A 26,941-nucleotide genomic window follows, 5' to 3' on the forward strand; every position below is an offset into this window, starting at 1 on the left:
CCAACCTCATTCGTACGGTCACCCGCCTCGAACTTTATCGACTCGGCTGGTAAACAACCTTATGAATAACGCTCTTACTTTGGCGCACTCGCACTAGTAGCATCGGTGATTGTCAAGAAAGGAAAAGAAAAGCCGCGAAAACAGAGTTGACGCAGCGTACGTGATTATGTTCTCTTGAAAAGAGGTCTCGCTGTTGCGGGACGCTAGGATCTGGTCAGTTGAGTGAGACCATTAGAGGGGGCTGGGAAAGCGAGTTCCCGGCCCCCTCTAATGGTCTTTGTTGGCTAGTCTTCACCACCTTGGGGATTGCAGGATGCTGCGATGGTGGCGGCGAGTCCGACGTCAGGTCGGTTGCTGTCGAGGTTCCAGCTTTCTTTGCCGGCGGTGGTGCCGCGACCGAGGAAGTGGCAACTGAATTGGTCGTGGAGGTTGTTGTGGTCCAGTCGGGATCGATCGCCTTTTTCTAGGGCTTCGCCCCAGGCGGCTTCGTTCGCTTCGGGTCCGACGGCAAGTTGATCACGCCCGTAGTCGGTGGGATACACCTGCGCGGTGGGTCCCCATTGCGGGTCCCCGGGGACCCAGGTGACGTGGTCGATGAGGTCACTGCCGAACCAGGGGTCCGCGACCACCGGGAAGGCGATACCGGGTTGGGAAAGGTCAACGGTCTGAGCGAGGACACTGCCGGTGATCTCGTATCGGGTGGGGATGGGGCGACCATTCGCGTCCCGAGCCCAGGCGGGTTTGACGCCGCCGGTCCAGCTGCCGGCGGCGTCCAGGATGCTGATGGTGCCACTGCTGTTCTGGTGCAGGGTGGACCCGTCCGCCAGGTCGAGGGTGTAGCTGTAGGAGGAGGGGGCAGTGGAGTCCCAGATGACGGTGTTGAAAGCGACGGAGCCGTCTGTGTGGGTGACAACGACGGTGGAGGTGTGGTTGCCGTTGTCGTACGCGGCCTCACCCGCCTGATCTGTGGAACGCAGGCTAGCCGTGTCGCCGAACGGGGCAGCGATCGTGACCGGAGTAGCGCTGTCCGCGTCGAGGACGATGACAAGTGTGCCGCTCGTGGCGAGCTTCTGTGCCGAACCTTGTGCAAGCGAGGCGGACGAAGCGGCCGTGTTGGCCAGAGCTTCCGGGGACGCGGCGGCGAGGACGGCGACGGGATCCGGTGCGGATGTTTCCGCGGCGGATACTCCGCAGAGGCCGCCGCCAAGAACGAGCGCGGCGGCGGCGCCAAGGGTGGCGGTGATCAAGACAAAGTGACGGCTAGGTGTGGTCATCGTCATGCTCCTGCAAGAGGGGTGGTGGATCGGACACGGGTACGCGGGTCCAGACGCCGCGCACGAAGAAGGGACATGACAGCGCTGAGCACAACGACGATGAACCCGGCGACACTGAGAGAGAACGCCACCATCAATGCGATGCTTAACGCTCGGGGCACGGGCTGATTGGCGTCACTAAGATCGAACGCTTGCCCCCACACATCAATGGCGCAGATCGCGCTGGATACCCACACCACCGACGCAATGCCTGCCATCCAGGTCCACGCCCACCGGTGGGTGCCACGACTGCTGATTACGGCTGCGACGACCGCGGTAGCAATGAACGTCGCCGCGGCGAACACCAGCAAGGGAACGAAGACGACTCCTGCTAGCAGGCCCGCCGCGGTCACCCCCGCCCCGATGTAAAGAGTCTTTTTTACCTGTTCATATGACGTATCCATGTTTTCCACCCACATTTCGAAATTGTCGATATCACCTCGGCCCGCCCTGCTTGTTTTTGGCGGGCAACGACCCGTTCTCGTCTCGGCCTACGCGGGAGCGCTCAGCATCGTCAAGAGCCGTATCGCCCAGCGTGCACCGCACGAGTATCCTGATTTAGGTAACACGGGGGATATTGCCCGCTCCTGAAATTTGACTGCTAACACGGTTCGGACATGCTTCCACCGGCTTCGCAAACACTCACCCATCTCGTAAACGACCGTTTGCGAGCCGACGCCAGCGTCGCCGACACGCCGCCTCAGGCCGGCCCGAAATTTGCGCCTGGCAAATTTCTGATACTGGTCTCGCTCACATCAATCTGTCTCGCGACTTCAGCGACGGTGTAGCCGCCGTCACTAATGAGCGCGATCGCGTCGCGCTTGTATTCCTCGTGAAGCTTCGTCGGGTGGAACCCATAAAAGTAGTCTCCTACAGCTCGAGAACCCCAGCAACGCACCCCCGAGTCCACCAAAACGGGTACGGTCTAAAAAGACTACCAAGGCACCGGAATGGTCACACCGATAAAAAAGCAACCAGGCCAAAAACATCTGCCAGATCACGCGAAACAACACAATCGCTTCGTGAACACCCACCGATACATGATCGAGAGAACAATCGCTAACATCACAACCTGGCGAATATTCCACCCCGACTACAGGCGACCACTGCACACCTTCTAAGATGCCTTCAACGCCGTCCGCGGACTCATCTTCTTCGTCCAGAAAGAAACCAATTTTGCATAAGCCTCGAGGAATGCGAATGTTCGCAATTATGTCCTCCACCCCGGTGATTATTCTGGTCGGCCTCATCGTCCTCATCGTCGCCGGGCTGGCCTTCGCGGGATGGACACTCTCGCGACGACGCCGGTAGACCGCGCGCGCCCAGCTGAGCGCTCCCCAGCTGGAAGTTGATGGGGTCCGTCCTCCACCCGCCCGTTAGCGGGGTCGGACATACGGATCGAGTCGTTCCGGAAGGGGATCCTCCATCGGGACGGGTTCGATCCCGAGCCGTACCTTCTCGCCGCGACGGTCACGGCACCCTTACTGTTCTCCTGTGGACAAGCTCGAAGGAACGGGATCGCCGATACACGGCGATTCTCGCGACTGCATTGGGAAGGGAGTACTCCGTGGTTGAGCGCCTCGACAGCTGGGACGCAAGCGGCCTGGCGGCAGATGACCGAATCCGGCCGAGCCGCCGGCAGCGGTTAAGGAGGCTGGCGATCATCCTCGCCGTCCTCGCTGCGTTGACAGCGGCAGGTCTGTGGGTAGGTGACCAGCTGTTCGGAGTGCACGGCCCCTCGCACTATGTCAGCATCACCAACGACACCGGCGCCGACTTGAACTGGTCGTGCTCATGGTCGGACCTGCGACTGGCGCCCGGCGAGACGGGCGAGCTGCGCATCCTCGACCAGCCCGATCAGGACTACGGCTGCGTCCCACAACCAACCTCACACCGCGCAGATATCTGCCCGAAGGTCGGAGCCATGATCGACGGCGCGAGCTTCACCGCCACCGGCTTCGCGGAACGTTACCGTTGCCCGTAGCCGCCCGCGCGACCGGTGAGCGATCGTTCAGCGGGACACCCCTCAGCAAGTCGCGGGTGGGTGGTAGAGCGTCGCGCGATTCCACCCGACGAGGCGAGTAGCGTCCTCGGCGGTGCGGCCTCGGGCGCGCGCATCGGCGGCGACCGCGAGCTTGTCCGCGACCACGACCGGATCGGAGAGGGGCCTGCCGAAGCGGGTCCCGTTCGCCCGAGCGGCGGCGATGCCAGCGTTGACTCGTTCGACGATGAGCTCGTACGATGCTCGAGGTCGCCCGCACACCCGACGCAAGCCGGGCGAAAGCGTCCCTTAAGGAAATCGGGCAGCGGGACGCCCCCCCTCGCGTCGTTGTGTGAGCCAAGGAGCGGTCATAAGGGGCGTTGAGGAGCTCGAAGAAACGCGGTCAATGGCTTGCTGTCTCGACCTGTCGTTGAGCGAGCCGCCGGCCGGCGCGCTGCGCGTTCTCTTCGGCAGTGGTCTTGATCTGCTCCGCCATATCGGCGAACGCGTCCAACGCCGGGTTGACGCCGACGAGGGTGAACTCACGAGTCACGACGTCCAGATCGATCTGCCACACGTCTTCGAGAATCCGTCGCATCCACGCAGTTGCGTGATCCCATCCCTCCTTCGGCGTGCCTGGGGAGTAGTTGCCGCCCTGGACCGTGACGAGCACGCCGCGCTTCCCCGCGGTGACCGGACTGAATCCCGGGCTCATACGGAGATCGGCGATGACGAGATCGGCGTAGGTCTTGAAGTGCTGTGAGACGCCGAAGTTGTAGAGCGGCACAGCGAACAGGTAGGCGTCCGCTTCTGCAAGCTCATCCACCAGCACCGAAGCAAGGTCGAGTGCTTCCCGCTGGTCGCGGGTGCGGTCCTCTTTCGAAGTGGCGCCGGCTGCGAGCGTCTGCGCCCAGGCGTCGCTGGGCAGCGGGGTGGTGCCGATGTCGCGGCGCACCACTCGGGTATCGGCGGTGTCATGGAGCCATTGGGCTTCGGTGGTGTCCGCGAGAGCACGGCTTGCGGAGCCGTCGTGGCGGATGGATGCGTCGACGCGAAGCAAAGACAAAGTAATCAACTCCTGTGATTGTCATTTAAGGGACACCAGATGGATGGACGACGAGCGGCCTGCGTCTGGTCGAGGATTGTTGCGCTAGGGGCGCGCTGGGTCGGGTGCGATGGAGAAGTTGTCACGGAACAGGCCGGTCGGGTCCCACGCTGCCTTCAACCGACGCAGCCGGGTCAGGTGTGCGGGCGGGAACGCTCGGGAAAGGATTTCGGGGCCGGTGTCGATCTCGAAGCTGATGTACATGCCTTCCAGGGTCGGGACGAGGTTCGCCCATCTCTGTTCGACCTCGTCCGTGCCGCCGCCGAGCATCGCGATAAGGAAGTTCGCGTCCCGCCATCCGTAGGCCGTCGCATCAGCCGAGACGTTTCCGACCGCGCCTCCGGCGGAGCGGATGGCCAGGATGAACGAGGACCGGGACGACAGAAGTTCCGTAAGCTTCACGGCCACCTCGTGGTCGAGGTGGCGGGCCAGGCCCGAGTGCCCGTGGGGTTCGCCGTGCCCGTGCTGTTGCTCGCCGCCGGCGGGGATTTCGAGGAGCGCCGCGTAGGGGACCATCTGGACGGACTGGTTCGCCATCGGCGCGAGCTGGGCGAAGGGTTGCAGTCGCTCCACGACCGTGTCGGGGTCGTGCTCGTCGACGACGATCAGCGCCTGCACCGCTGTCGGTGTGCCAGGCCCGGCGGGGCTGATCATGATCGTCCCGGTCACGGTGGGGTGGGCGTTCTCGATCGTCAGACCCCATCCTTCGAGGAACGCGGTGATGTCGTCGGGAACGAAGACGAGCATCGCGAAGCCGACTTGCTCGGCGACCGGGTGCGCCTCGAACTCGAACGAGACCACGACGCCGAAGTTCGCTCCCGCGCCCCGCACTGCCCAGAACAAGCCTGGGTTCTCCGACTCGCTCGCGTGGACGAGTTCGCCGTCTGCGGTGACGATGTCCACCGAGCGAAGGTAGTCGATGGTGAGGCCTCGCTCGCGAGCGAACCATCCGATCCCTGCCGTGGTGGCCAGCCCGCCGACACCGACGCCGCCGTAGTCGCCGGCGGTGATCGCGAGGTTGTGCGGGGAGAGCGCCTTCGCGACCTCGCCCCAGCGGGCGCCGGGACCCACCCGTACCTGGGTTCCGTCGCTGATCTCGATCCCGTTCAGGGCGTCGAGGGCGATGACGATGCCGCCGTTGTTCAGCGACCGTCCCGAAAGTCCGTGCCCTCCGCTGAACAGGCCGAGGGGGAGGTCCTGATGGCGGGCGGCGAATCGCACCGCTTCCTGCACCTCCGTCGGAGACTCAGGGCGGATCACCAATCCGGGGCTGGCGCCTCTGAAGTACCCGGATGTGTACCGGTTGTAGCCGCGATCGCCGGGCATCAGCGCGCGGGCGGTGAGCGCGTCGGGAATCGGGTCGTCCCGGAACGCCCTCGCCGCAGGGGGAGCAGCGGGGGCGACCGTGGTGCGGCGGGCCTTATCGACCCGGTCGCGGATGTACGGGGCCGTCTGAGTAGCGAACTTGCGGATCTCCCGCGGGTCATCCGAACCCATGATGAAGACGCTGATCCCGTGCTCGACCGCAAGCTCGGCCATGTCCTCCGCGTCATACTGCGGAGTCACATTCATCAGCCGAGTCACAGCCTGCGGGTCACGGCCGGCCTTGCGGGCGGAATCGTCGATGATCCGGTTGCCGCGTTCGATATCGCCCGGCTTCATCCACGGCAGGCTCGGCAGCCAGCCGTCCCCTTTGCGTCCCAGGATGCGCTGCATTCGCGGCTTGTACGCACCCACCCAGATCGGGATCTCATGCGCCGGAGCCGGTCCTCGAGCAGCGCCCGCCACCCGGTGATACTTCCCTTCCACGTGCAACGGCGACCGGTCGCTGGTGTCCCAGATACCCCGGATGATGTCCAGCGCCTCATCCAAGCCGGTCACCGCCTCAGCAGGGGTGAGGAGCGGCGCGCCCATCGTCGCCATCGCATCGAAGTACCCGCCCGTGCCGATTCCCAGCTCGGCCCTGCCGCCGCTGAGCTGGTCCAGGCTCGCCATCGCCCGCGCCAGCACGGCGGGCTGCCGCAGCGGGAGGTTCAGCACATTCCCCGAGACGTGAATGCGCGACGTCTTCGCGGCAACCCAGGACAACAGCGTCCACGTGTCCTGAAACACCGCCTGATACGGGTGGTCCTGAAACGTGACGAGATCCAGGCCCAGCTCCTCGCTGAGCAGGGCGAGATCGACTGGCTGCTGAGGGGCAGACGCGATCGGAGTGATGAAGCTGCCGAAACGGAGCGGGTGGAGGTAATCGGGCACGTGTCCAGCATCCAGACACTGTTCGTCCTTGACAAACTGCGCGTAACCCGCTTACTTTTCGTACGTGAGCAACGCCAGTGCAGAAAACGACAGTGCAGAAAACGACAGTGCAGAAAACGACAGTGCAGAAAACGCCAATGCAGAACCTGCCCGCAAGCCTCTGCGGATCGATGACGAGGAATGCCGCAGGATCGCCGACGTCATGGAGATCGTCGGCAGGCGCTGGTCCAGCGGGATCCTCCTCGCCCTCGGCATGGGCGCCGAGCGGTACACCGAGATCGAACGCCGTGTACAGGGGCTCTCCGGTCGCATGCTCAGCGTCCGACTCCGTGAACTCGAAGCCGCCGGACTCGTCGACCGTACTGTCGAACCCACCACCCCCGTCAGCATCTCCTATCACCTCTCCGCGCGCGGTGTGGAGCTCCTCCGCTCCCTCCAGCCCATGGGGCGATACGCCCGCCGCTGGGAACCGCCCCTCGAGCAGGAAGCGGAAGCCACGGGGTGAGGCTTCGATGGCCGTTACGGCTTCGTGAGTTGTCCCGTTTGGGGATCGATCAGCGGGACACCGAGCGTCCGGCTACGCCGCAACGTGCAACCCGAATCGGCATCAGCCCCAGAACTGACATGCGGTCAGTTATCGGGGACGGTGGCGGCCCGCTCGCAGATCGACGCGAGGCCGATGGAGTCGTCACCTATGGTGGGACCATGTCCGTCATACAGCCTGAACTGACGGCACCGGGGCGTCAACAAAGCCGCGCACGATGACCGATGCTGTAACGACCCCGCCCAAGGTGATGCTGACGGCAAGCAGTTTCCGCTACGAAGCCGATCTCGTCAACGCGCTCGCCCCCGTTGTCGCTCACTCCGTGTTCCGACGCGGAGATCCTGACGTTTTCACGTTCCGGGAAGTTCCTGCGGCGCGCGGCGTGCCGGATCTCGTAATGGTTCGTTTCGACCCGCTCGCACTCGAGGGGCGCGCTGCGTATGCGGTGCAGCCGCTCAGTAGCGACCGGGAAGTGCGCATCGTGCAGTTCCTGCGCCGAAGCGGGAGCCTCGATCGCGGTGAGTTGGCACGGGCGACGGGATTGCCGCTGGAGTACTTGCGACGCTCGGCATTGCCAATGCTGGAACAGCTCGGGTGGGTGCAGATGCACGCTAATGACGTCGCGCTGCGTTCAGGCACGCAGCCGGTCGGACGACGCGTGGTCACTGTTGAGGCAAAACTGCGGGACTGGTTCCGTGCGTTTAATCAGGCTCGTGACCAGTTCCACTCAGCCGACGCCGCGTATATCGCCCTCGACGAAAGTGCTGGAGGACGCATGCAGAATCAGGTTGAGGCGATCGCGCAGCGCGGAGTCGGGGTCATCCTGGTCAACGCAGATACGAATAATCACCGCGTCATCGCGCGCCCACATCGGGTGCTTCCCCGCCGCGCCACCGCCGTTGGCCGTGAACTTCTCGCTGAACGCAGTCACGCCCTCTGGGTGCGGGGGGAACGCTCTGGACAGGTATCGCCCGTTTTTGGCTGGTTCCCCCCGACGAGCAGCCCCAACGACTGAACTTCGGCCGCTAGCCCATTCCCACCGATTTGGTGCTCGGCACCCTGCTACTGTCAGCGAATTGTTTGCCAGATGGGGAGATGGATAGGACTGTTCGCCCCAGCAGGTTTGTCCACCTGCGCTAGTCCGTCCACCCACCTCAGTCCGCGGTCGATCGCGCGGTGCGCGACAACGGCACGGTCTGCGGCACGCATCTTGGCTTGCAGGTTACCGACAGCGTTGAGGTAGTGCAGTCCGGCGACCGGTTTGGAGTGCCCGTCCGCGTCGATCTCGTCCAGGAACCGGGTCCGAAAGTCGCGGTGCCCCGGAAGCGCCCGAAGGCGGTCGAATACGGTGGCGTCCATGGTGTGCAGCAAGAACCGGTCAAAAATCCGGGCAATTTCTTTCGGGGGCGTCTGCCCGGGCCGGCGGCCCATGCGTCGAACCCGTGCAAAGGTTTGATCAGTCGCCGACGCGCCGGTGGAGAAACCGGTCGCACCGAAGGCCCCCATCAACCACCCAGTGAGGGACGAATTGGCGAGGAAGAGCTTTTTGTCCTCAACCGCGGCGGTTGTGGCGAGGGTGCGATACCCGCGGAGGATGTCCGGATCGGCGAGCTGGCCGTAGGAGTTTGCCGACTCCGGCCACCAGAACCGCAGGTACCAGTGCTGCTCGTTCGACTCAACGATTTCGCGGAGCAGTAGGTTCCGAAGCTCCCGGTTGATCAGCCACTCTTTGTCCATCGTCAAATTGACGAACATGGCACCGTCGCCCACGACTGTTCGACTCTCCTGCACGATCAACATTGCCTGATCCAGCGCCGCTGCGGCATTGGTCGTGCCAACCCATCCCGTAGCAGAGAGCGCCACGGTGGCGCCCACTCGGTATTGGGCGTGGATGACGTCATGAATCCATGCCGGATCGACTGCATTGGGAAGGGCATTGTAGAACGCGAACGTAGGGTCTTTCCGCACCAGCGAAGTTGTTTCCATACCCTCCCAGATGGAGAGCGGGTGGCGGAACAGCACGGGGTCCGCGATCCGCAACGGCACGGTATCGACGGAGGAGAAGTAAGAATCAATGGCTGTTTCCGTGTTCCCCCACATCTTCATCGCTGTCCCGACGCCAAGCTTCTTCCCGTGCTCGCCGATGAGAGCGTCGAACACCTCCGGGAGGCGGTGCATGTGCCGTGCGCTGCGCTGGGCAATGAAGGTAGGAACCTTTCCGCGGAGTATGCGGTTGATGGACGCGGTGGTGGGCTGGTCGGTCACTTAAAGGCCTTTCGCAGATCCTTCAGGGCACGTTTCGCGGTGCCGCGTTCGAATGCGTCCTCGCTCAGCAGTCGGAGGACGACCTCGCGGAGGGCGTCGGGGACATGCGCGGGAAGCGCCCGAGGGGGCCCGGTGATCTCTTCCGCAACCTCGTCTTCCATCTTGCCTGCGACGGAGGTGATATAGGGATGCTCGCCGGTCAGGACGATGAACAGAATTACACCGCATGCCCATAGGTCAGAGCTCTTCCGGGCTCGCTCGCCGCGCAACTGCTCCGGGGCCATAAACAGCAACGACCCGATCCGTTGCGGGTACCGCGTCATCGTCGTCTCCGTCGCTGCTTTAGACAGGCCTAAGTCGATCAAAACAGGGCTGTCCCAGTTTCCATTGCGAAGCATGATGTTCTCGGGCTTCAGATCACGATGAACCCGATCAGCTGTGTGCAGCTGCTTCACTGCATGTAGCAGTTCGACGGCGAATGCAAGAGCGTCCACCTGCCCCGGAACGCCATCGGCAGCGAGATTGTCCTGCACGCTGCCGCCGGGCAAGTACTCGCAGATCAACGCTGTGAAGTTGGCGCCGGCGATGGTGACCGTACGAACCTCGTGCAACCCCATAATACGGTGGCTCGACATGTCTGTCAGGCCCGCTACCTCCCGCGCCACCAAGCCAGGGTGGAAGTTGCGTGGTTGCAGAAACTTTACGGCCACCGACCGAGGTCTGCCGTCAATCGAGACGCCGTCGACACGCCAGGTTTCCCCGAACGTGCCCGCACCGAGGAACGTCGAAGTCGTCCCCGCAACCGCTGTGGCGGCATCTGCCGGCGTCAAGGTCGGTTGGTTCACTTACGGCCCCTGTCTAATCTTTCAGGCTTCATAGTGACGCATCGACAACAAGGGGCGTGCCAGACACGCGCAACCCAGGTGCAGCGATCGTCCCGTATGCGAATCGTTTACCGGTACACGCCCGCAGAGCGCAACGAGCCGCGAGATTCCGCGGCTCGGAGTGTCCCGTTAGACCCGTCCGGTGATTTGTTCGGTAGGGGGGCGTAAAACGGGATACTGGTCGAGTGGCTGAGCTGATCGGATACGCGCGAGCCTCGACCGACAAGCAGGACGCCCAGGCGCAGCGCGAAGCGCTGCTCGCGGCAGGTGTGCCGGCGGATCGCATCTACGTTGATGCCGGCCGCACCGTGTCGAACCGCGAGCGGCCTGCGCTGCGCGAGGCCCTTGCCGCGTGCGACACCGGTTCGACGCTGTTCGTGACGAAGCTCGACCGGCTCGCGCGGTCGATCACGGATGCGCACGACATCGTGGACGAGCTGACGCGCAGGGGAATGCGGTTGAACATCGGCGGGTCGCTGCACGACCCGACCGACCCGATGGGCCGGCTGCTGTTCAACGTGATCGCGGAGTTCGAGGGGGACCTCATCCGCGCTCGAACCCGGGAGGGGATGCAGATCGCGAAGGCGAAGGGAAAGCTGCGCGGCCGCCAGCCCAAGCTCTCTCCGAAGATCGAGGCGTACTTGGTCGCGGAGTACCGCTCCGGCAACTACACCGTGGCGGAGTTGGCTCAGCAGTTCGACGTGACCCGCTCGACTGTCTACCGCGCCGTCGACCGGGCGGCAGTGACGGAGGCGCGTGCCGTCGACGTCACCCTCCCACTGCCAACCGCGGAGCCGACGGGAATTTGAAATGAGCACGGGCCGCAATCGGCGCAAGAAGGAGCGGGCGACCGGTCCGACGTCGCCCTCCACGCCGTCGGTGGACTATCGGGCGACCCTCGCAGAGCTCATCGCGATATGGGACGCGCAGGCTGACACGCCGACCGTCCAGATCCGGCTTTTGCACAGCGGCCATGTGCCGGTTGCTGTTCGTGGTCTTGTTGCTCACGCTGTCGACTGCGGACGAGCGACGCTCACGCTCTACAACGCCAAGCAGCCTGCGCCGGCCGTTCCGGTCATCCGGACGCTGATGGAAGACGCGATCACTGCGCATTGGCTTCTGATCAACCCGGAGGGGTGGAAGGGGCTGATGCTCGACGGGGCGAAAAACCGGAAGACCGTCATGGGCGGGATCCTCAACCGCGACCCGAGCGGCGACACCGCTGCCGACCTCCTCGCGAAGGCGTCGGCGCAGATGTATGAGTATTCCGCGCACGGATCGGGATGGCCGTTCGAGCAGCGCGCGAGAGCTGTCACCGGCTCCGACGAGATGTACCTCCTCTACCGACTTGCGTCGAATCTCTCGCACGCCGGGGCCGGAGTGGTCGATCTGTACACAGGAGAGCAACCCGACGCAGCGTTGCAGGTGGCGTTCATCCCGTACGCGTCGCACGGTTCTGCCGCGGGATGGTTGAAGGTGGCGACAGCACTCCTTCTTCGAGCACTTCTCGCGTGGGATCACGTCGTCGTCGGGCGGCCCTTGGAGTCACAGCTGACACCGGTTGCTGAACGGCTCGGCGTGAGCAGCACCATCGTCCTCCCCGCGCCGCAGTGACAGCGCCTCGGGGCTGAGCATGCACTGAGGCCATCCATCCGATACGCGAGGGGCGTCGTGGCGCACGATCTTTGGCGTGCCGTCGATCACCACGATGGTCTTCTTCGCACGGTGAAGCCGGTGGCGCGAGCGGACGTCGATAACACGTCGTCGCCATCTCGGGATATCAGGAGGCGTGCACCGTGGCGAGTTCGCTCCAGTGGGTAGTTGCCCGAGGAGAGAGCCGGCCCGTTTCATCCCCGTCCCGCCGCTCGCGACCTGGCCGGATGAGTGAGTCGAGTGCGGCAGGCTTGTCTATGCCGCTAGACAGTTGTGTGTCTAGCGGCATAGACTTACCATCTGGTGAACGGGACGCGGACGGCGATGCAGGTGTTGAAAGCGATCCGGAAGAACGCGCGCCAACACGGTTGGTCCGTTGAGCAGTCGCCCAAGCGCGGCAAGGGGTCGCACACGATCTGGGTGGTAGTTGACGAGAACGGCAACCAGCTGGCTCGGGCGGCGCTGACCGGGCACTCCGGGCAGATGTCGCAGACGGTGACCCGATCCAACGAAGCGGCGCTGGAAGAGATCTTCGGGAAGGGATGGCTAGACAAATGAACTATCACGTGACGGTGACCCGAGAGAAGCCGTTCTGGGTCGCGGAGGTTGAGGGACTGCCGGGCGGTGCGACGGAGACGCGCGCCCTCGCTGATATCGACGGCGAGGTTCGGGACTTGATCTCCGGCCTCGCGGATGTCGACGAAGAAGAGATCTCGTTGACGTGGGACTACTCCCACGCGTTCCCCGAGAGCGTCGCGACTGCACTGACAGAGATGCTCCAGGCTCGTGAGGCTCTGGTGCAGACCCGCAGCGCGTACGAGCGGCTGCAGCACGACGCCGTCGTCGGGATCCGTGAGCAAGGGATCTCCGTTCGTGACGCGGCGGTCCTGGTGCAGCTCTCCCATCAGCGGGTCGCTCAGATCGCCTCCTGACACGGCCTGCGTCAGGGCTGCGGATTTCGCGTCCCGTCAGGGGAAGGGCGACCACGAGGTGTGGTCGCGCAACGGCAAGCATCGCGTGGTTCTCACGCAGACCCGGGACGTGTCGCCGGGGCTCGTGCGTAAGGCGTTGAACGCGATCGAGGCGGCAGCAGAGAAAGGACAAGCACGGTCGCCGCGCATCACTGGGAGCTCGGCGCACGTCCATCGCAGGCGGAGCAGTGGCTCCCTCTGCCGGAGCAGGCCATCGGAAGCGATGGCCTGGAACAATGAGCGACCCGTGCCGGTCAGCGCGCACGATCGGATCTACGTCGAATCCGGCGCTGCCCAGCCTCCTACCGTCGGCGGCAGAACTTCCGGACTGAGGATCAGGAGACCTATATGGTCATACCGTGAAACAGAAGCGCTGGCAAAAGACAACAGAGTGGCCTTTGACAATGGCCGCGGTAATCTTCCTGATCGCGTACGCCTGGGAAGTCCTGGGCCACCTCACCGGGACAGCCGCTGCACTAGCCGAGGCCGTGATCACCCTCACGTGGGTGCTCTTCGTCCTGGACTACCTGATCACTCTGCTCCTCGCCGAACGACGAGGGCGCTGGTTTATCACGCACCTGTTCGACTTCATCGTGGTGGCGCTGCCCATCCTCCGACCGCTCCGACTCCTTCGTTTGGTGACCCTGGTGTCGATCCTGCAGCGCCGTGCGGGCGCCGCGTTTCGAGGCCGGGTCATTCTCTTTGCCGCGTCAAGCACTGCGCTTCTCCTCTTTGTCGCTTCCTTGGCGATGCTCGACGCTGAGCGCGAGTCACCCGGAGCTCTCATCACGACTTTTCCCCAAGCTCTGTGGTGGGCGTTCGTCACAATCACCACAGTCGGGTACGGAGACCTCTATCCCGTGACCGGAACGGGAAGGTTCATCGCGGCCGGCATCATGCTGGGTGGCATCGCGCTAATCGGTGTGGTCACCGCGACTCTGGCCTCGTACATCGTCGAGCGAGTCACCCAACACGATGAGTACTCCGAATCGCGCATTCACGAGCAGGTGCGAGATCTTGCTGACGAGATCCGCCAGCCACGCGCAGAACTGCGCGAGAACACGGAGACGGCGCCTCTCCGCAGCGAAATCGGGACGACAGCGCCCGACGAGAAAGCGCCCGGGTAGCGCCTGGAACCGGTCGCCGTCCGGTCACGTCAGACTCTGCACATGACAGTGCTCAACCGGTGGACGCCCCTCCCCTTCGTCGCAGTCGGTCTGGTGGCGACCTCGGTCCTCACCGTCCTTCACCTGATCATGGTGTATGCCGTAGCCGCTCAGAGCCAGGACCGCGAAGGGATCGGGCGGGACCCGGCGGGAACGGCCGCGTTCTTCGCGCTCTACCTCGTTCCGTCCGCCCTGGTCGAAGGAGTGCTCGTCGGTCTCGCCGCCTTCGCTGTCGCCTGGCTCCTCGGGCATGTCAGGCGCATCCCACGGCGCTGGATTCCGCCGCTGTCGGGGCTCGCCGCGATGGTCGCCGCCCTCGGTCTCATAGTTATCCCGCTGGTCGGATTCGCCACCGGCGGTCTCGTCCAGGTGGGCGCCGGAATCGTGGTTCTCGTCACCGGTGCACCCGGGAGCGGGTCGGCGAACCTCATCGCAGCACTCGCTCTCGCCCTGCTTCTCTACGTCGGAGCTTTCACGGTGGGGGCACCTCTCCTCTCGCGGAACGACGCCGTGACGACCACCGACGCCCGGTGACGTGCGCATCCTGGACGTCGGTCGCACCGAACGATCGCCTGCCGGAGACCGCCCCGCCGTCGTCCGGGTAGGGCGCCCCGAGAAGCGGAGACGCGCGCGGCGTCACAACTCGGCGGGAAGCTCCAGCCCTCGATCCGAGTCGACGGCGCCAGCGCGCCGGCCCCCTCTGCTCATCCCCCAGACGATCGCTCCCGCGACGAGCACCACGCAGATGAGACCCAGAACGTGGAGGACGAGCGACGCCGCCCCGTTCTCGGGGAGCAGGAAGCCGTACGGCACCCACCCATCGGTCACTCCACGGACGAGGACGACAACGAGCCAGAGGAGCGGATAGGGCAGGACGATCCAGAGTCGACGCCACGAGAGCGAGCTCCGGTCGTTCAGGAGCGCCCAGTCCAGGACGGCGAGCACGGGGAGGACGACGTGCAGCAGGGTGCTCACCCACGGCGGCGCGGTGCCAGTGCCGGGCACGAGGGTGTTGTAGATCACTGCCACGACGATCAGGTAGGCCGTCGCAACACCGCGGAGGTGGCTCAGCCAGGTGGGAGCCGGGCGCCGGGCACGCGCGAACGCTCCGGCGATGATCAGCGTCACACTCGCGAAGAGGCTGGTCTGGTTCGTGAAGTAACCAAAGTAGTCGAACGGGTTCGGGTCTCCGGCGGCGATGTTCAGGCTGTAGGCGTACGCGACCGCCGAGATCGAGAGCACGCCGACGGCGATGCGCCCTGTTCCCACAGCGGAGCGGATCGACGCTGCGCAAGCCATGACGGTCAGCGTACGAGAGTTTCGAAGGGACCATCTGACGGTCTCACGCGGCCGAGCACCTCGGCAGGCGCGGCGGTGGCGTCTCACGCTCGGCACCCCGGCTATCCGGGCAGCGGCTCCCGCCCCCAATTCGTTGCCCTCAACAACAAACCCGTCGCTTCCTCCGGCAGAATGAGCGCATGACCTCACGGAGCAACTGGGCGGGCACCTACGAGTACCGCGCCGCCGACATCCTCGAGCCGGAGTCGATCGAGGAGGTGCAGCGCCTCGTCCGCGAGAACGACCGCGTCCGCGCGCTCGGCACCCGCCACTCCTTTAACGCGCTACCCGACACCCCCGGCGCCCTCCTGCATCTCGGCCGCCTCGAGTTCGACCCGGTGATCGACGCCGAGGCGAACACCATCACCGTTTCAGGCGCCACTCGCTACGGCATCGTCGCCTCGCACCTGCACAGCAACGGCTACGCGCTGCATAACATGGGCTCGCTCCCGCACATCTCGGTCGCCGGCGCCATCTCGACCGGCACCCACGGCTCGGGCGACCGCAACGCAAACCTCTCCTCCGCCGTCTCGGCCCTCGAACTCGTCACCGCCGACGGCTCGCTGCGCACCATCCGCCGCGGGGAACCGGGTTTTGAGGGCGTCGTCGTCGGGCTCGGCGCCTTCGGCATCGTCACGCGGGTGACCCTCGATATCCAACCGACGTTCGACGTCCGCCAGGACGCCTTCGTCGACCTGCCCTGGGACCGCGTGCTCGACGACTTCGACGCGATCACCTCCTCCGGCTACAGCGTGAGCCTGATGACGCACTGGTCGAGCCCGACCGTCGAGCAGCTGTGGCTGAAGACAAAGGTTGCCGCCGGCTCCGTCGCCGACGTGGACGCGACGCACCTGGGTGCCGTCGCCGCCTCCGCGAGCCTGTTCGCCGTCTCGGAGGGAGCTGACTCGAATCTCAATCCGTTCGGCGGCTTGGTCGGGCCGTGGTCCGAGCGCCTCCCGCACTTCCGTCTCGACCGTGAGCCGAGCGCGGGGGACGAGATCCAGAGCGAATACCTGGTGCCGCGGACGAACATCCGCGAGGCCATCGTGGCGCTGCGCGCGATCGGCGAGCGGATCGACGACGTGCTGCTCATCACGGAGCTGCGCACGATGGCGGGCGACGACCAGTGGCTCTCACCCGCGCAGGGCCGCGACAGCGTCGGCGTGCACTTCACGTTTGCGAAGGACCGCGTCGGAGTCGACGCCGTCCTCCCCGCGGTCGAGGGCGCGCTGCTCCCCCTCGGCGCCCGCCCGCACTGGGGCAAGCACTTCCTCGCCGAAGCGGCCGAGATCGCCCCGCTCTACCCCCACCTCGCCGACTGGCGCGCCCTCCGCTCCGAGTGGGACCCTTCGGGCCGCTTCGCGAGCGACTTCCTCCACACCCGCCTCCTTGGCTAACTCGCCCCTCCCCTCTCGCGTCAAGACGGTTAGCGTCGGGGGGACGAGAGGAGGCGGTTGATGCCCCGCGAGGAAGAAGTCCCGTCGACGATCAAGCGGTCGGATGAGCACGCGCAGAAGCTGTGGTCGGCCGCGCACGATTCCGCGGTCGACAGCTACGGGGAGGGCGAGCGGGCGCACCGCACCGCCTTCGCCGCACTGAAGCACGAGTACGAGAAGGTCGGCGACCACTGGGAGCGCAAGGCCGAGAGCGGCCCCTCCGACAAACGCGCTGCTGGTGACACAGCGGGTTCCACCGCGGGCGGAGTCGACGCGAACGCCTCCAAGGCCCACTTGATGGACCTCGCGAAGCGCCTCGATGTCTCCGGCCGCTCCCGGATGACCAAGGCCGAGCTCGTCGAGGCGCTCCAGCGCGAGAACTCCCGCCGTACCCGCGACGCGCGCTGACCCCCTCCAGGGAACCCCGCACCGTCGAGGGACCCCGTTGCTCGAGGCCCCTGAACATCCAAGGTTCCCCCGGCGGAGTGGGCGTCAGTCGAGTGCCAGCCCTCCTCCCGGCCGCGGACCGGGCCGCTTCCCGCCGCCACTGTCCAAAAGTTGTCGCACTCGGCGTCGAGTGCGACAACTTTTGGACTTTCGCGGGGGCCGCGGGCTCGCGGGGCGCGCGCACGCCAGCGAGCCCGCGTCACGGCAACGGGCCCTCCAGCCAGCGGGTCGCAGCACGGCCTCGCGTCGCGGGCCGGGCGATCCACAGGCCCCCAGCGAACGGATGCTCCGCTCGCTGGTGTGCCGAGAGGTCGCGCGACGCCGAGGTGACGACCGCCACGTCCAGCTCCTCCCCGGCGAAGGCGATGCTCGTGGCATGCGGCGCGTCGATCCGGATGCCCTGGCCCTCGACCAGCCGGCCGTCCGCATCGAAGACCTGCACGCGAGCGCCTCCCCACATCGCCACCCAGACGCGACCTTCTGCATCGACGGTCAGCCCGTCGGCGAAGACGCCCTCCGCAAGTTCGATGAACGGTTCACGGGTGCCGTGCGCACCGTCAGGGTAGGGACGGCGATAGATCACGCCCGCCTCGGTGTCGGCCGAGTACATGACGGAGCCGTCGGGCGACCAGCCGAGCCCGTTCGAAAGCTGCAGGTCGTCGTCGAGCACGGTAACGGCTCCGTCGTGCTCGAGGCGCAGGAGAACGTCATCGCCGGCCGACTCTCCCAGCGTCAGCGAGCCGACGACGAGGCGGCCCTGCGGATCGACTGCGCCATCGTTGAAGCGGTGCCCCTCGGGCAGCAACTCGGAGCTGCGGCTGAGCGAGCCGTCGACCTCGAGGATCGCGAGCCGACGGGTCAACGCCACCACCACTCGTCCGTCACCGAGCGGCAACGCGCAGCCGACCTGCTCACCGACGTCTATGCGCGAAATCGCGCCGATTCCCTCCGCGGTGAGAGGCGCCGTCAGGACTGCGCCCGCCTCGATGTCGACCCACGTCAGGCGACCGGTGTCCGGGTCCCAGACGGGACCCTCGCTGAGGACGTAGGACGGAGTGGCGGCGGGCGTCGCGTCAATCATGGCTCCACGGTAGGCGCTCCGGCACGGACGGTGTACGTAACCGAGGTGGAGAGCACCCGACAGTCCCTCTCCGGCCCGAATCCGGCCGGCCAGCCTCGGTTACGAACACTCAACCGCCACCATCCGCGCGAGCGGCAGCGATGAGCGCGGTAAGCAAACACGCTCTTCATGCTGAGCATCGTCATCTACCCAATCGCGAGCAGCATCACCCGCGCAGCGTCGAACACCGTGCTCTTTACGGTCTTCCACTTTTTCGCGGGAACTCGGGGGTCTTACCGCTATCAGGAGCGATTTCGCCGTCGACCCCACACCGAGATCAGGGCTAGAAGGTGAAGCGCCGGCCAGATTGCAAACATTTCCGCAAATCCCGGCACTCGCGCGAGATCTACCGTTTCGCTGACAACAGCATCCAGCCACGTGTATGCGATCACTGAGACGACCCACGAGAGCATCGGCATCCAGGGCGAAAGACGCGCAATCAGTTGATGACCCCGGCGGCGGAGCGTCAGCCGAACCAGCACAAGCAGAATTCCGGCGATGAGGACATAGAAAACATATCCGAAAGCGAGCACGCCTCCAATAAAAGGCGCAAGGACGAAGGCGACAATGACAGTCAAGGCACCGAGTCCGCAAAAGCGAAGATAGGCCTTTACCACTGCTCCTCCTGTCGATTCAGCTCATTATACTAATGTCGGTCATATTATGTTGGAATATTGCCCATTGAGCGGTCGCCCCTACAAGGTATGGAGACTTCCCCAAACCACCCGGATTGTCATTGATGATGTACCCATACACACTGAGAGTATACGTCCCCTCGCCCGGCTTCTTGAAGAAGGCGAACGTGATTCGCGAACCAATCCCGTCCACATGGCCCTCTGCCGCGTCGAACATGAACGAGTAGGTTGGCTCATCGGGGAATGGCCCGGTCCGCTCTTGGTTGAAGGTGCAGTGCAAATTCATTGTGGCTAGATAGAGAGGAAGGTCACCGCCAGGCGCGGGAAAGTCCCTCGGCGCGCCTGGCACGGGGAAGTAGCAATTGAAACACCCGTGCAGGACTTTCTTTGCCACTCCAGGTGTCGTCGTGCCGATTCCATAGTCTCTCGTGTAGCTCCAGGCAGGATCTGCGACCAGGGGGAACTGGACTCTGGATGGCTCGTCGATGATCTGACGAATGCTGTCATCAGCGATCTCGAAGTGGGTCGCGAGATCCGCTCCCGACGAGTCCCTCGCCCACGGCTTCTCTACGAAGATGGTCTGACCGTCTTCAAGGAACAGATACAGACTCCCGTCTTCGTTCTGCAGATGACTCTTCACGTGGAAGGAGACATCCATGTCGTCGAGTTCTTCCACTCCCGCCGCCGAGAAGAAAATCTGCGCACCAGTTGCGGTGGGCCGTATGGCCGTCGAAAAGGCCTCATCTGGCGAGGAATAGGTGATGTAGCCGTCCCGGTCAGTCCGTTTCTGCGTCGCAGTGGCACTCAGTGCCACATCGACGGAAGCGTCATACTCTGAAGACGTGACCACTATATTGCCGCCGGGCGCATCATCGACCGCTGAGGAGCCGGCCCCGTGACTCAGAGTCACATTCTCGGACGGAGGGAGCACAAGATCGCTCGCCAATGACTGGATGAGATCGACCGGATCGTTGGGAGTCGCGCTTGCGTGCGCAGAAGCCAGTGGCGCTACACACCCAAGAGTAATTACCAGCGCCGTGACCGCCAGTATTCGTTGTACCCGCATGGTTCTCCCGTAATCGAACGACATTATGTGGCCGATTTTGGCACCTCGACCACATACGCACTCGGTCTTGTCGCCACAAGCCGTTCGGCGGGCGCGGCAGCGCAGCGGACCTACCCCGCGCAGCACACCCCGGCATCACCCCACGTGCACGCCCGGTCGGCGATCGCGCCGGGCCTCGGCGCGGCGCAAGACCTCGCGGGTGACGGGCGCGACCTCCCCGGTGCCGGTGATGAGGAAGCGGAACATGTTCGAAATGGGGCCACCCTCGGTCCACTCGAAGTAGACGTCGGGGATGACCCCCGTGAGGTCGCGGATCTCGAGCAGCACCGTTGCGATGGTGTTCGGGATGTTCCCACTGGTCACCGTGAGCACCCGGAAGCCGTGGCAGACCCGACCCTGCACGACCAGATCCTCCTCGAAGTCGGAGGAGTCGGTGGTGTGCACCTCGAGGAAGAGCACGGGACCGCGCATCGGCAGGTTGCTGTCGCGCTGCTCCTCGGCGAGCTTGTCGCGGTACTCCGCCTCGGAGCCGTCATCAGGCTCGTTCGCGAGGATGCGGATCACGCCGTAGTCGTCGGCATCGGTGGTGAGAAAGTCGAGCGCCGCGGTGTCGAACGTCACCGAGGTGGCGCGCAGCTGGAACGAGCGATGCACGCGCGAAATGAGCGACACGGCGAGGATGCCGACGATAAAGACCGCCGCGATCCGCACGCCGTCCGGCCGCTCGACCACGTTAACGACCGTCGTATAAACGAACACCAGCGCGATTACCGCGAAGCCGATCGCGCGCTTGCGCTGCTTCTTGCGCTTGGCCGAGAGGAACACCGCTACCGAGGCGGAGGTGATGAGCACCAGCACACCGGTCGCATAGGCGCCGCCCTGCGCGTCGACATTAGCGCGGAAGACGATGGTGATAACGAAGGCCACGACGGTGAAAACGAGCACCAGTGGGCGGACAGCCGCGGCCCACTGCGGAGCCATCCCATAGCGCGGCAGGTAGCGCGGCACGATGTTGAGCAGGCCCGCGAGAGCAGAGGCGCCCGCGAACCAGAGGATGCAGATCGTCGCGACGTCGTAGACGGTGCCGAAGCCCTCGCCGAGGTACTGGTGCGCGAGGTAGGCGAGCGCGCGACCGTTGGCCTCCCCTCCTGGCTGGAACTGCGCCTGCGGGATGAGCAGCGTCGTCACGAAGCTCGACGTGATGAGGAACGCCGACATGGTCACGGCGGCGGTGATGAGCAGGCGCTTCGCCCCGCGGATGCGGCCGACGGGCGCGTCGTCGGTGTCGCTTGCGTCGCCGCGGATCTGCGGCATGACCGCGACTCCGGTCTCGAAGCCCGAGAGCCCGAGCGCCAGCTTCGGAAACACGATCAGCGCGATCCCCACCATGATCAGCGGATTGCCGTGCTGCGTCGTCAGCGCCGACCACCAGTCGCCGATCACGACCGGGTTCTCGGCGACGTGGGCAATGGCGACCGCGATCACAATCGCATTGAGGAGGAGGAACACGGCCACGAGCACCACCGCGATCGAAATCGCCTCGCGGAAGCCACGGAGGAACACAATGCCCAGCAGCGCGATGAGGCCCAGCGTGAGCGGCACCTCCGCACCGTGGAACCAGGCCGGAGCGAACGGATTCTCGACCGCGTGCGCCGTCGCATCGGCCGCCGACAGGGTAATCGTGATCATGAAGTCGGTCGCCGCAAAACCCAGCAGCACGAGGACGAAGAGCTTGCCACCCCACCAGGGCAGCAGGCGCTCGAGCATCGCGATCGAGCCCTCTCCGCGGAAGCTCTCGCGCGCGACCCGCCGGTAGACGGGGAGGGCACCGAGAAGGGTCAGGACGACCAGCACGATCGTCGCGAGCGGCGAGACGAGCCCTGCGGCGAGCGCCGCGATCGCGGGTTGGTAGCCGAGGGTGGAGAAGTAATCGACGCCCGTGAGGCACATCACCCGCCACCATGAGTGCGTTTTCGCCGTAGCCGCATGCGGCCCGGGGTGGGCGCCGGAGTCGTCGCGCAGCCCCTCGAGCAGCCACGCCTTCAGCCCTCCCGCACGCGCGGTGGAGAGGGGGGACGACTCGAGGGCATCGGGGTCGCCGCGCAGGACGGAAGAGGTCACTGGTCGTTTCTACTCGACGTGACGGTCGCCCGAGCCGCGAAGAAGCGGATCCTCACGCTTTCCTCACGGGTATTCGCCTGTGGAGGGACGATCAATCAGGAATCGAGGGGCAACTCCGCCTTCGCCGATGAGTACCCTCCACGACTCCGCGAGGGCCGGTGCCGCCCGCCGAGCGTTCATAACTCAGGATGAACGCTCCGGCACGCCCGCAGATCCGCGGATTTTCGGCGCTCGAATCCAATCCATCCTGAGTTATGAACACGACCCGCCGTCACGCCGCTCCTGCGGAGGTTCCTGACACACGACCGAGGACGATCACGGATCGGTGCCTTCCGCTCCGCCTAGCATCGGTGGATGGCAACGCTGCACCGTGCGACGATTACTCCCGGCAAGCTCGAGATCGTGGAGGCGTGGGCGCCGACCCAGCCGTGGTGCTCCGCCGGCGGCTTCGCCCAGCTCGGCGCTTACCGTTTTGATGACCCCGCGGGCCTGGTGGGTATCGAGACCCTGATCGTCCAAGCTCCCGGTCAACCGCCCCGCCAGGTGCCGCTGACTTATCGCGACGCTCCGCTCCCGGGCGGAGAGGGGTGGCTCCTCGCGACGGCCGAGCATTCCGTCCTCGGGCGGCGCTGGGTCTATGACGGGATGGGTGACCCGGTCGCCGTGACGGCGTTCGTCTCGGCGATTCGCTCAGGCACAGGGGAGGCCGAGCAGTACGCGGAGGAAGACGGGCGGCGCATCCGGCGTCCGCCGACGGTGACGGTGCGGGGCAGCGGGACGAGTGCCGGATCTGTTCGTCCGCCAGCCTCGATGAGCATCCGAAGCGACTCCCGAACGACCACCGTCGAGCTGGACGACGTGACGCTCGTCCTCGCGCGGGTCCTCGATTCTCCGTTCCTTGAGGGCGAGTCGACCCTTGTCGGCGCCTGGCGGAACGCCACTCCCCTCATCCTCGCCACCCTCCGCTGATCGGCCGCGCGAGATACCTCTTGAGGACGAGACACGCCGACGAACGTGATACTCAAGTGGCATCTCGCGCGGCGTCAGCGGGTGGGTCAGCGGAAGGAGGCGAGCACAGCCTCCAGCTCGTCGACCGCGAAGTCGATCTCGGCGGCCGTGACGACCAGCGGGGGCGCCAAGCGGATGGTCGAGCCGTGCGTGTCCTTCGCGAGGATGCCGTGTGCCATCAGCGCCTCGCAGACCTCGCGGCCCGAGGCGAGTTCGGGATCGATGTCGATGCCTGCCCAGAGCCCGGCGCCGCGGACGGCGACGACTCCACGGCCGATGAGCGCCTGGAGTCGAGCGCGCAGCTGGGCGCCGCGCTCGCGGGCGATCGCTTGGTACTCACCGGCGGCGAGCATCTCGACGACCGCTAGTCCGACAGCGGCGGCAAGCGGGTTGCCACCAAAGGTCGACCCGTGCTGACCGGGCTGCAGGACCCCGAGTACGTCGGCATTCGCGACGACGGCGGAAACCGGCACGATGCCACCGCCGAGCGCCTTGCCGAGCAGGTAGACATCGGGGACGACTCCGACCAGGTCGCACGCGAAGGTCGCGCCGGTGCGGCCAAGGCCTGACTGGATCTCGTCGGCGATGAAGAGGACGTTGCGGCGCGCAGTGATCTCGCGCACGGCCGGGAGGTAGTCGGCGGGCGGGACGACGATGCCCGCCTCGCCCTGGATGGGCTCGAGGAGCACCGCCACCGTATCGTCGTCGATCGCGGCCTCAAGGGCCTCCGCGTCGCCGAAGGGGACCGTGCGGAAGCCAGGCGTGAACGGAGCGAAGCCGTCTCGCGCCTGGTCGTCGTCGCTGAAAGAGATGATGGTCGTGGTGCGGCCGTGGAAGTTGCCCGCCGCGACGATGATGTTCGCGCGGCCCGGCGCGACGCCCTTGACTCGGTAGCCCCAGGCGCGGACGACCTTGATGCCCGACTCGACCGCCTCCGCGCCGGTGTTCATCGGTAGGACCATGTCCTTGCCCGCGAGCTCGGCGAGCGCCGTGACGAATGGGCCGAGGCGGTCGTTGTGGAACGCGCGGCTGGTGAGGGTGATGCGGCCGAGCTGCGCGCGCGCTGCCTCCAGCAGCACCGGGTGCGAGTGGCCGAAGTTCACGGCGGAGTAGGCGGCGAGGCAGTCGAGGTAGCGGCGGCCCTCGACGTCGGTGATCCAGGCGCCTTCGCCCGTTGCGGCGACGACCGGCAGCGGGTGGTAGTTGTGGGCGGCGTGCTCCTCCTCCGCGGTGATGAAGGCTGCCGTGTCGGCGTCGGTGATGCTCATGTCGGTCCTCCTGGGACGGTCGACTGTCCAAAAGTTGTCGCACTCGGCGCCGAGTGCGACAACTTTTGGACAGTGGAGGGTGGAGTCAGCGCCGCAGCTCGAGCGTGCAGCACTTCACGCCGCCGCCGCCGAGCAGCAGCTCGGACAGGTCAACGCCGATCGGGTTGTAGCCGCGCTCGCGCAGCTGGCGCTCGAAGCCGGTGGCTCGGGAGGCGATGACCACGTTCAGGCCGTCCGAGAAGGAGTTGAGGCCGAGCACCGAGGCGTCCTCCTCCGACACCAGAATCGCGTCGGGATAGAGCTCGCGAAGGGTGCGGTTGCCGTCCTCGCTGAACGCGCTAGGCAGGTAGGCGATAGTCGAGCCATCGAGCACGGCTATCGCGGTATCGAGGTGATAGAACGACGGATTCACCAGCTCGAGTGTGACGACCTCGCGGCCGAAGACACGGGCGACTTCGGCGTGCGAGTCGGAGGCGGAGCGGAAGCCGGTGCCGGCAAGGATCCGCTCTCCGACGAGCAGGAAGTCGCCCTCGCCCTCATTGACCTCCTCGGGGACGCGGACGTCGAAACCAGCCGAGCGGAACCAGTCCATGTAGGCGGGTCCCTCTGGCTGGCGCTCCGGGTAGGTGAAGGAGGCACCGTAGGCAATGCCGTCGATCACGAAACCGCCGTTGGCGGCGTAGACCATGTCCGGCAGGCCCGCCTCGGGCTCGATCAGCTCGATCGCGAAGCCGAGGTCTGCGTACGTGTCGTAGAGGGTCTGCCACTGCCGGACCGCGAGCGCGGTGTCGGTCGGGACCTGCGGATCCATCCACGGGTTGATTCGGTAGACGACGGTGAAGTGCTCGGGCCGGCACATCAGGATCGACTTGGCGACGGGCGTGCGGATTGGCGCCTCGGGAAGCACAGCGGTATCGGTCATTCGAGTCCTCCTGCGAAAGGATGCGGATGAGCGGACCGGGTCCAGTGGCTCCGTGCCCCGCGGGCGGGGTGCGAGCACGCTCCCGCCCAGTCTGACACGCGGCATTCCCGCGATTCCCGCAATAGCACGCACAGATCATGCGCCTACACCCCTGCCCGCGCGAGCTATTAGCATCCGGTCGGCCCGTCAAGGGAACCCGTTCTATCCGGCTCCCTCGACGGGTCAGGGGTTCCCCCGACGGTGGCGCGCTAGCAGGGCGCTCCGCTCTCGTGTGAAGATGCAGAGCCACGACCTCGACCAGGTCCTCCTGCTCGGCAGCCCGCTGACGCTGTCGGCACAGGCGCGCTCGGTGAGCGGAGGAGGCCGCCACGCACCCACGGAGAACCATGAGCGTCACCACCGACCGCCTCCTCCTCATCGGGATCGAGACCGGGGGTACCAAGGTGCTCGCCGCGGTGGCAGCGCGGGACGAGCCCGAGCGGATCCTCGCCACGACCACACTGCCCACTCGCGGACCCGCCGAGACCCTCGCGGACCTGGCCGCGTTCGTGACGCGCCACGGGAGAGAGGGGAACGTCGCCGCGGTGGGCGTCGCCTCCTTCGGGCCGCTCGACATCGATCCGCGCTCCCCCGGCTACGGCCATCTGACCTCGACACCGAAGCTCGGCTGGGAGGGCGCGGATGTCCTCGGCCCGATCATCGCCGCCGCTCCCGGCGCGCACGCGGGCCTGGTCACCGACGTCAACGGCGCCGCCCTCGGCGAGGCGCGGTGGGGCGCGGGAGCGGGGGTGGGCGATTTCGCCTACCTCACCGTCGGCACCGGAGTCGGCGGGGGCGTCATCTCCAGCGGTCGCCTCCTCGCCGGGAGCGGCTGGCCCGAGGTCGCGCACCTGTTGCCCCGCCGCCACCCCGCGGACCGCTTCGAGGGCACCTGCCCGTTCCACGGCGACTGCGTCGAGGGCCTGGTGGCGGGCCCCGCGATCGCCGCCAGGTGGGGAGTCGACGGATCAAGCCTCGGGGCGGAAGCGGCGGCGGCGAATCTCCGCTTCAGTTCCTACTACCTCGCGCAGCTCATCGCGACGCTGGCCTACGTCACGGGTGTGCGCCTGGCTGTCATGGGCGGCGGAGTATCGAAGACGCCGGGCCTCATCGACGCGGTCCAGGCGGAAGTGGGGCGCCTGATGGGCCCGCCCGGTGCGACGGGCACGGGAGGCGGTCCGGTCCGTGTCGTCCGCCCGGCGCTGGGGGAGGAGTCGGGTGTGCGCGGCGCGCTGTCGCTGGCGGAGTCCCTCCTCGGTGGGGTGCAGCGCTGAACTGCCGCGCCCATCCGTAGGCACCTGCGCGATCTGCAGGCCTTGCCGCGCCTGGGGTGACCCAGGGATTCCGGACGGTCCTCCTGAACTGATTGGATGACGTATGCAACAACGCAGTCATCGGGGTGT

Annotated in this window: 27 protein-coding genes and 1 pseudogene; 13 read left to right on the top strand and 15 right to left on the bottom strand. The window is 65.7% G+C overall.

The window, feature by feature from the left end; genetic code table 11:
- Window positions 1-284 precede the first annotated feature (284 nt).
- The 3 genes from HRF29_RS14145 to HRF29_RS15560 form a co-directional block, all read right to left on the bottom strand.
- Window positions 285-1,280, bottom strand: coding sequence for a DUF2599 domain-containing protein (locus tag HRF29_RS14145; protein WP_173249492.1), 996 nt, complete (start codon window positions 1,278-1,280; stop codon window positions 285-287).
- Entirely contained in the window at window positions 1,277-1,726 is a 450-nt protein-coding gene (locus HRF29_RS14150) for a hypothetical protein (RefSeq protein WP_173249493.1), read from the bottom strand. Before HRF29_RS14150 ends, HRF29_RS14145 begins: the two co-directional genes overlap by 4 nt.
- Before the next feature lie 287 nt (window positions 1,727-2,013).
- A complete protein-coding gene (locus tag HRF29_RS15560; protein WP_222929662.1) occupies window positions 2,014-2,223 on the bottom strand; it encodes a transposase in 210 nt (69 codons plus the stop codon).
- A gap of 657 nt (window positions 2,224-2,880) precedes the next feature.
- Here HRF29_RS15560 and HRF29_RS14155 point away from each other — a divergent pair.
- Window positions 2,881-3,297: a hypothetical protein gene (locus HRF29_RS14155; protein WP_173249494.1), complete on the top strand. Its 417-nt coding sequence runs from the start codon at window positions 2,881-2,883 to the stop codon at window positions 3,295-3,297.
- A gap of 42 nt (window positions 3,298-3,339) precedes the next feature.
- Here HRF29_RS14155 and HRF29_RS15050 read toward each other — a convergent pair.
- The 3 genes and pseudogenes from HRF29_RS15050 to HRF29_RS14165 form a co-directional block, all read right to left on the bottom strand.
- A pseudogene (locus tag HRF29_RS15050) lies at window positions 3,340-3,549 on the bottom strand (recombinase family protein); the annotation flags it as partial.
- A 148-nt stretch (window positions 3,550-3,697) separates the two neighbouring features.
- Complete coding sequence (locus HRF29_RS14160) at window positions 3,698-4,354, bottom strand: FMN-dependent NADH-azoreductase (RefSeq protein WP_343043758.1); 657 nt, start codon at window positions 4,352-4,354, stop codon at window positions 3,698-3,700.
- A gap of 90 nt (window positions 4,355-4,444) precedes the next feature.
- Window positions 4,445-6,655, bottom strand: coding sequence for an LLM class flavin-dependent oxidoreductase (locus HRF29_RS14165; protein WP_173249496.1), 2,211 nt, complete (start codon window positions 6,653-6,655; stop codon window positions 4,445-4,447).
- A 64-nt stretch (window positions 6,656-6,719) separates the two neighbouring features.
- Here HRF29_RS14165 and HRF29_RS14170 point away from each other — a divergent pair, with 64 nt between their 5' ends.
- Complete coding sequence (locus tag HRF29_RS14170) at window positions 6,720-7,160, top strand: winged helix-turn-helix transcriptional regulator (protein WP_343043759.1); 441 nt, start codon at window positions 6,720-6,722, stop codon at window positions 7,158-7,160.
- 256 nt (window positions 7,161-7,416) lie between these two features.
- Complete coding sequence (locus HRF29_RS14175) at window positions 7,417-8,214, top strand: hypothetical protein (protein WP_173249497.1); 798 nt, start codon at window positions 7,417-7,419, stop codon at window positions 8,212-8,214.
- A gap of 53 nt (window positions 8,215-8,267) precedes the next feature.
- Here the strand turns inward: HRF29_RS14175 and HRF29_RS14180 are convergent, their stop codons facing one another.
- Both HRF29_RS14180 and HRF29_RS14185 read right to left on the bottom strand, forming a co-directional pair.
- On the bottom strand, window positions 8,268-9,464 hold the full coding sequence (locus tag HRF29_RS14180; RefSeq protein WP_173249498.1) for a hypothetical protein: 1,197 nt from the start codon (window positions 9,462-9,464) through the stop codon (window positions 8,268-8,270).
- Window positions 9,461-10,309, bottom strand: a complete 849-nt coding sequence (locus tag HRF29_RS14185) for a protein kinase domain-containing protein (protein WP_173249499.1) — start codon at window positions 10,307-10,309, stop codon at window positions 9,461-9,463. Before HRF29_RS14185 ends, HRF29_RS14180 begins: the two co-directional genes overlap by 4 nt.
- A 224-nt stretch (window positions 10,310-10,533) precedes the next feature.
- Here HRF29_RS14185 and HRF29_RS14190 point away from each other — a divergent pair, with 224 nt between their 5' ends.
- The 6 genes from HRF29_RS14190 (at window position 10,534) to HRF29_RS14215 (ending at window position 14,672) form a co-directional block, all read left to right on the top strand.
- A complete protein-coding gene (locus HRF29_RS14190; protein ID WP_173249500.1) occupies window positions 10,534-11,157 on the top strand; it encodes a recombinase family protein in 624 nt (207 codons plus the stop codon).
- A 1-nt stretch (window position 11,158) separates the two neighbouring features.
- Window positions 11,159-11,962 (top strand): DUF5677 domain-containing protein, encoded by an 804-nt coding sequence (locus HRF29_RS14195; RefSeq protein WP_173249501.1) that lies wholly within the window; start codon window positions 11,159-11,161, stop codon window positions 11,960-11,962.
- A 342-nt stretch (window positions 11,963-12,304) separates the two neighbouring features.
- Window positions 12,305-12,559: a hypothetical protein gene (locus HRF29_RS14200; protein ID WP_173249502.1), complete on the top strand. Its 255-nt coding sequence runs from the start codon at window positions 12,305-12,307 to the stop codon at window positions 12,557-12,559.
- An 8-nt stretch (window positions 12,560-12,567) separates the two neighbouring features.
- Entirely contained in the window at window positions 12,568-12,933 is a 366-nt protein-coding gene (locus HRF29_RS14205) for a hypothetical protein (RefSeq protein ID WP_173249503.1), read from the top strand.
- Window positions 12,934-13,331: 398 nt separating this feature from the next.
- Window positions 13,332-14,099, top strand: a complete 768-nt coding sequence (locus tag HRF29_RS14210) for an ion channel (protein ID WP_173249504.1) — start codon at window positions 13,332-13,334, stop codon at window positions 14,097-14,099.
- 42 nt (window positions 14,100-14,141) lie between these two features.
- Entirely contained in the window at window positions 14,142-14,672 is a 531-nt protein-coding gene (locus HRF29_RS14215) for a hypothetical protein (RefSeq protein ID WP_173249505.1), read from the top strand.
- A gap of 102 nt (window positions 14,673-14,774) precedes the next feature.
- Here the strand turns inward: HRF29_RS14215 and HRF29_RS14220 are convergent, their stop codons facing one another.
- Complete coding sequence (locus HRF29_RS14220) at window positions 14,775-15,437, bottom strand: Pr6Pr family membrane protein (protein ID WP_173249506.1); 663 nt, start codon at window positions 15,435-15,437, stop codon at window positions 14,775-14,777.
- A gap of 179 nt (window positions 15,438-15,616) precedes the next feature.
- Here HRF29_RS14220 and HRF29_RS14225 point away from each other — a divergent pair, with 179 nt between their 5' ends.
- Both HRF29_RS14225 and HRF29_RS14230 read left to right on the top strand, forming a co-directional pair.
- Entirely contained in the window at window positions 15,617-16,873 is a 1,257-nt protein-coding gene (locus HRF29_RS14225) for a D-arabinono-1,4-lactone oxidase (RefSeq protein ID WP_173249507.1), read from the top strand.
- A gap of 60 nt (window positions 16,874-16,933) precedes the next feature.
- Window positions 16,934-17,320 (top strand): ChaB family protein, encoded by a 387-nt coding sequence (locus HRF29_RS14230; protein WP_173249508.1) that lies wholly within the window; start codon window positions 16,934-16,936, stop codon window positions 17,318-17,320.
- Between the two features lie 238 nt (window positions 17,321-17,558).
- Here the strand turns inward: HRF29_RS14230 and HRF29_RS14235 are convergent, their stop codons facing one another.
- The 4 genes from HRF29_RS14235 to HRF29_RS14250 all read right to left on the bottom strand — a co-directional run bounded on the left by HRF29_RS14235 (window position 17,559) and on the right by HRF29_RS14250 (window position 22,226).
- Window positions 17,559-18,440 (bottom strand): SMP-30/gluconolactonase/LRE family protein, encoded by an 882-nt coding sequence (locus tag HRF29_RS14235; RefSeq protein ID WP_173249509.1) that lies wholly within the window; start codon window positions 18,438-18,440, stop codon window positions 17,559-17,561.
- 281 nt (window positions 18,441-18,721) lie between these two features.
- Window positions 18,722-19,096, bottom strand: coding sequence for a hypothetical protein (locus tag HRF29_RS14240; protein WP_173249510.1), 375 nt, complete (start codon window positions 19,094-19,096; stop codon window positions 18,722-18,724).
- A 16-nt stretch (window positions 19,097-19,112) separates the two neighbouring features.
- Window positions 19,113-20,204 (bottom strand): hypothetical protein, encoded by a 1,092-nt coding sequence (locus HRF29_RS14245; protein WP_173249511.1) that lies wholly within the window; start codon window positions 20,202-20,204, stop codon window positions 19,113-19,115.
- A gap of 111 nt (window positions 20,205-20,315) precedes the next feature.
- Window positions 20,316-22,226 carry an amino acid permease gene (locus HRF29_RS14250; protein WP_343043760.1) on the bottom strand — a complete coding sequence of 637 codons (1,911 nt, stop codon included), beginning with the start codon at window positions 22,224-22,226 and terminating at the stop codon, window positions 20,316-20,318.
- 429 nt (window positions 22,227-22,655) lie between these two features.
- Between HRF29_RS14250 and HRF29_RS14255 the strand changes: the two genes are divergently transcribed.
- Window positions 22,656-23,270: a maltokinase N-terminal cap-like domain-containing protein gene (locus HRF29_RS14255; RefSeq protein ID WP_173249512.1), complete on the top strand. Its 615-nt coding sequence runs from the start codon at window positions 22,656-22,658 to the stop codon at window positions 23,268-23,270.
- A gap of 86 nt (window positions 23,271-23,356) precedes the next feature.
- On the opposite strand, the gene rocD is transcribed toward HRF29_RS14255, so the two are convergent.
- Both rocD and ddaH read right to left on the bottom strand, forming a co-directional pair.
- A complete protein-coding gene (rocD, locus tag HRF29_RS14260; protein WP_173249513.1) occupies window positions 23,357-24,577 on the bottom strand; it encodes an ornithine--oxo-acid transaminase in 1,221 nt (406 codons plus the stop codon).
- Window positions 24,578-24,662: 85 nt separating this feature from the next.
- Window positions 24,663-25,499: a dimethylargininase gene (gene ddaH, locus HRF29_RS14265; RefSeq protein ID WP_173249514.1), complete on the bottom strand. Its 837-nt coding sequence runs from the start codon at window positions 25,497-25,499 to the stop codon at window positions 24,663-24,665.
- 386 nt (window positions 25,500-25,885) lie between these two features.
- On the opposite strand from ddaH, the gene HRF29_RS14270 reads away from it, so the two are divergent.
- Entirely contained in the window at window positions 25,886-26,812 is a 927-nt protein-coding gene (locus tag HRF29_RS14270; RefSeq protein WP_173249515.1) for an ROK family protein, read from the top strand.
- Window positions 26,813-26,941 lie beyond the last annotated feature (129 nt).

It is taken from the genome of Rathayibacter agropyri, assembly GCF_013249015.1.
GTDB lineage: Bacteria > Actinomycetota > Actinomycetes > Actinomycetales > Microbacteriaceae > Rathayibacter > Rathayibacter agropyri.

What these genes read in the sequence shown, in the direction of transcription:
- HRF29_RS14145 (WP_173249492.1), bottom strand. Translation starts at nt 1,280, where the DNA reads ATGACGATGACCACACCTAGCCGTCACTTTGTCTTGATCACCGCCACC.
- HRF29_RS14175 (WP_173249497.1), top strand. Translation starts at nt 7,417, where the DNA reads ATGACCGATGCTGTAACGACCCCGCCCAAGGTGATGCTGACGGCAAGC.
- HRF29_RS14195 (WP_173249501.1), top strand. Translation starts at nt 11,159, where the DNA reads ATGAGCACGGGCCGCAATCGGCGCAAGAAGGAGCGGGCGACCGGTCCG.
- HRF29_RS14215 (WP_173249505.1), top strand. Translation starts at nt 14,142, where the DNA reads ATGACAGTGCTCAACCGGTGGACGCCCCTCCCCTTCGTCGCAGTCGGT.
- HRF29_RS14220 (WP_173249506.1), bottom strand. Translation starts at nt 15,437, where the DNA reads ATGGCTTGCGCAGCGTCGATCCGCTCCGCTGTGGGAACAGGGCGCATC.
- HRF29_RS14225 (WP_173249507.1), top strand. Translation starts at nt 15,617, where the DNA reads ATGACCTCACGGAGCAACTGGGCGGGCACCTACGAGTACCGCGCCGCC.
- HRF29_RS14230 (WP_173249508.1), top strand. Translation starts at nt 16,934, where the DNA reads ATGCCCCGCGAGGAAGAAGTCCCGTCGACGATCAAGCGGTCGGATGAG.
- HRF29_RS14235 (WP_173249509.1), bottom strand. Translation starts at nt 18,440, where the DNA reads ATGATTGACGCGACGCCCGCCGCCACTCCGTCCTACGTCCTCAGCGAG.
- HRF29_RS14245 (WP_173249511.1), bottom strand. Translation starts at nt 20,204, where the DNA reads ATGTCGTTCGATTACGGGAGAACCATGCGGGTACAACGAATACTGGCG.
- HRF29_RS14255 (WP_173249512.1), top strand. Translation starts at nt 22,656, where the DNA reads ATGGCAACGCTGCACCGTGCGACGATTACTCCCGGCAAGCTCGAGATC.
- rocD (WP_173249513.1), bottom strand. Translation starts at nt 24,577, where the DNA reads ATGAGCATCACCGACGCCGACACGGCAGCCTTCATCACCGCGGAGGAG.
- ddaH (WP_173249514.1), bottom strand. Translation starts at nt 25,499, where the DNA reads ATGACCGATACCGCTGTGCTTCCCGAGGCGCCAATCCGCACGCCCGTC.
- HRF29_RS14270 (WP_173249515.1), top strand. Translation starts at nt 25,886, where the DNA reads ATGAGCGTCACCACCGACCGCCTCCTCCTCATCGGGATCGAGACCGGG.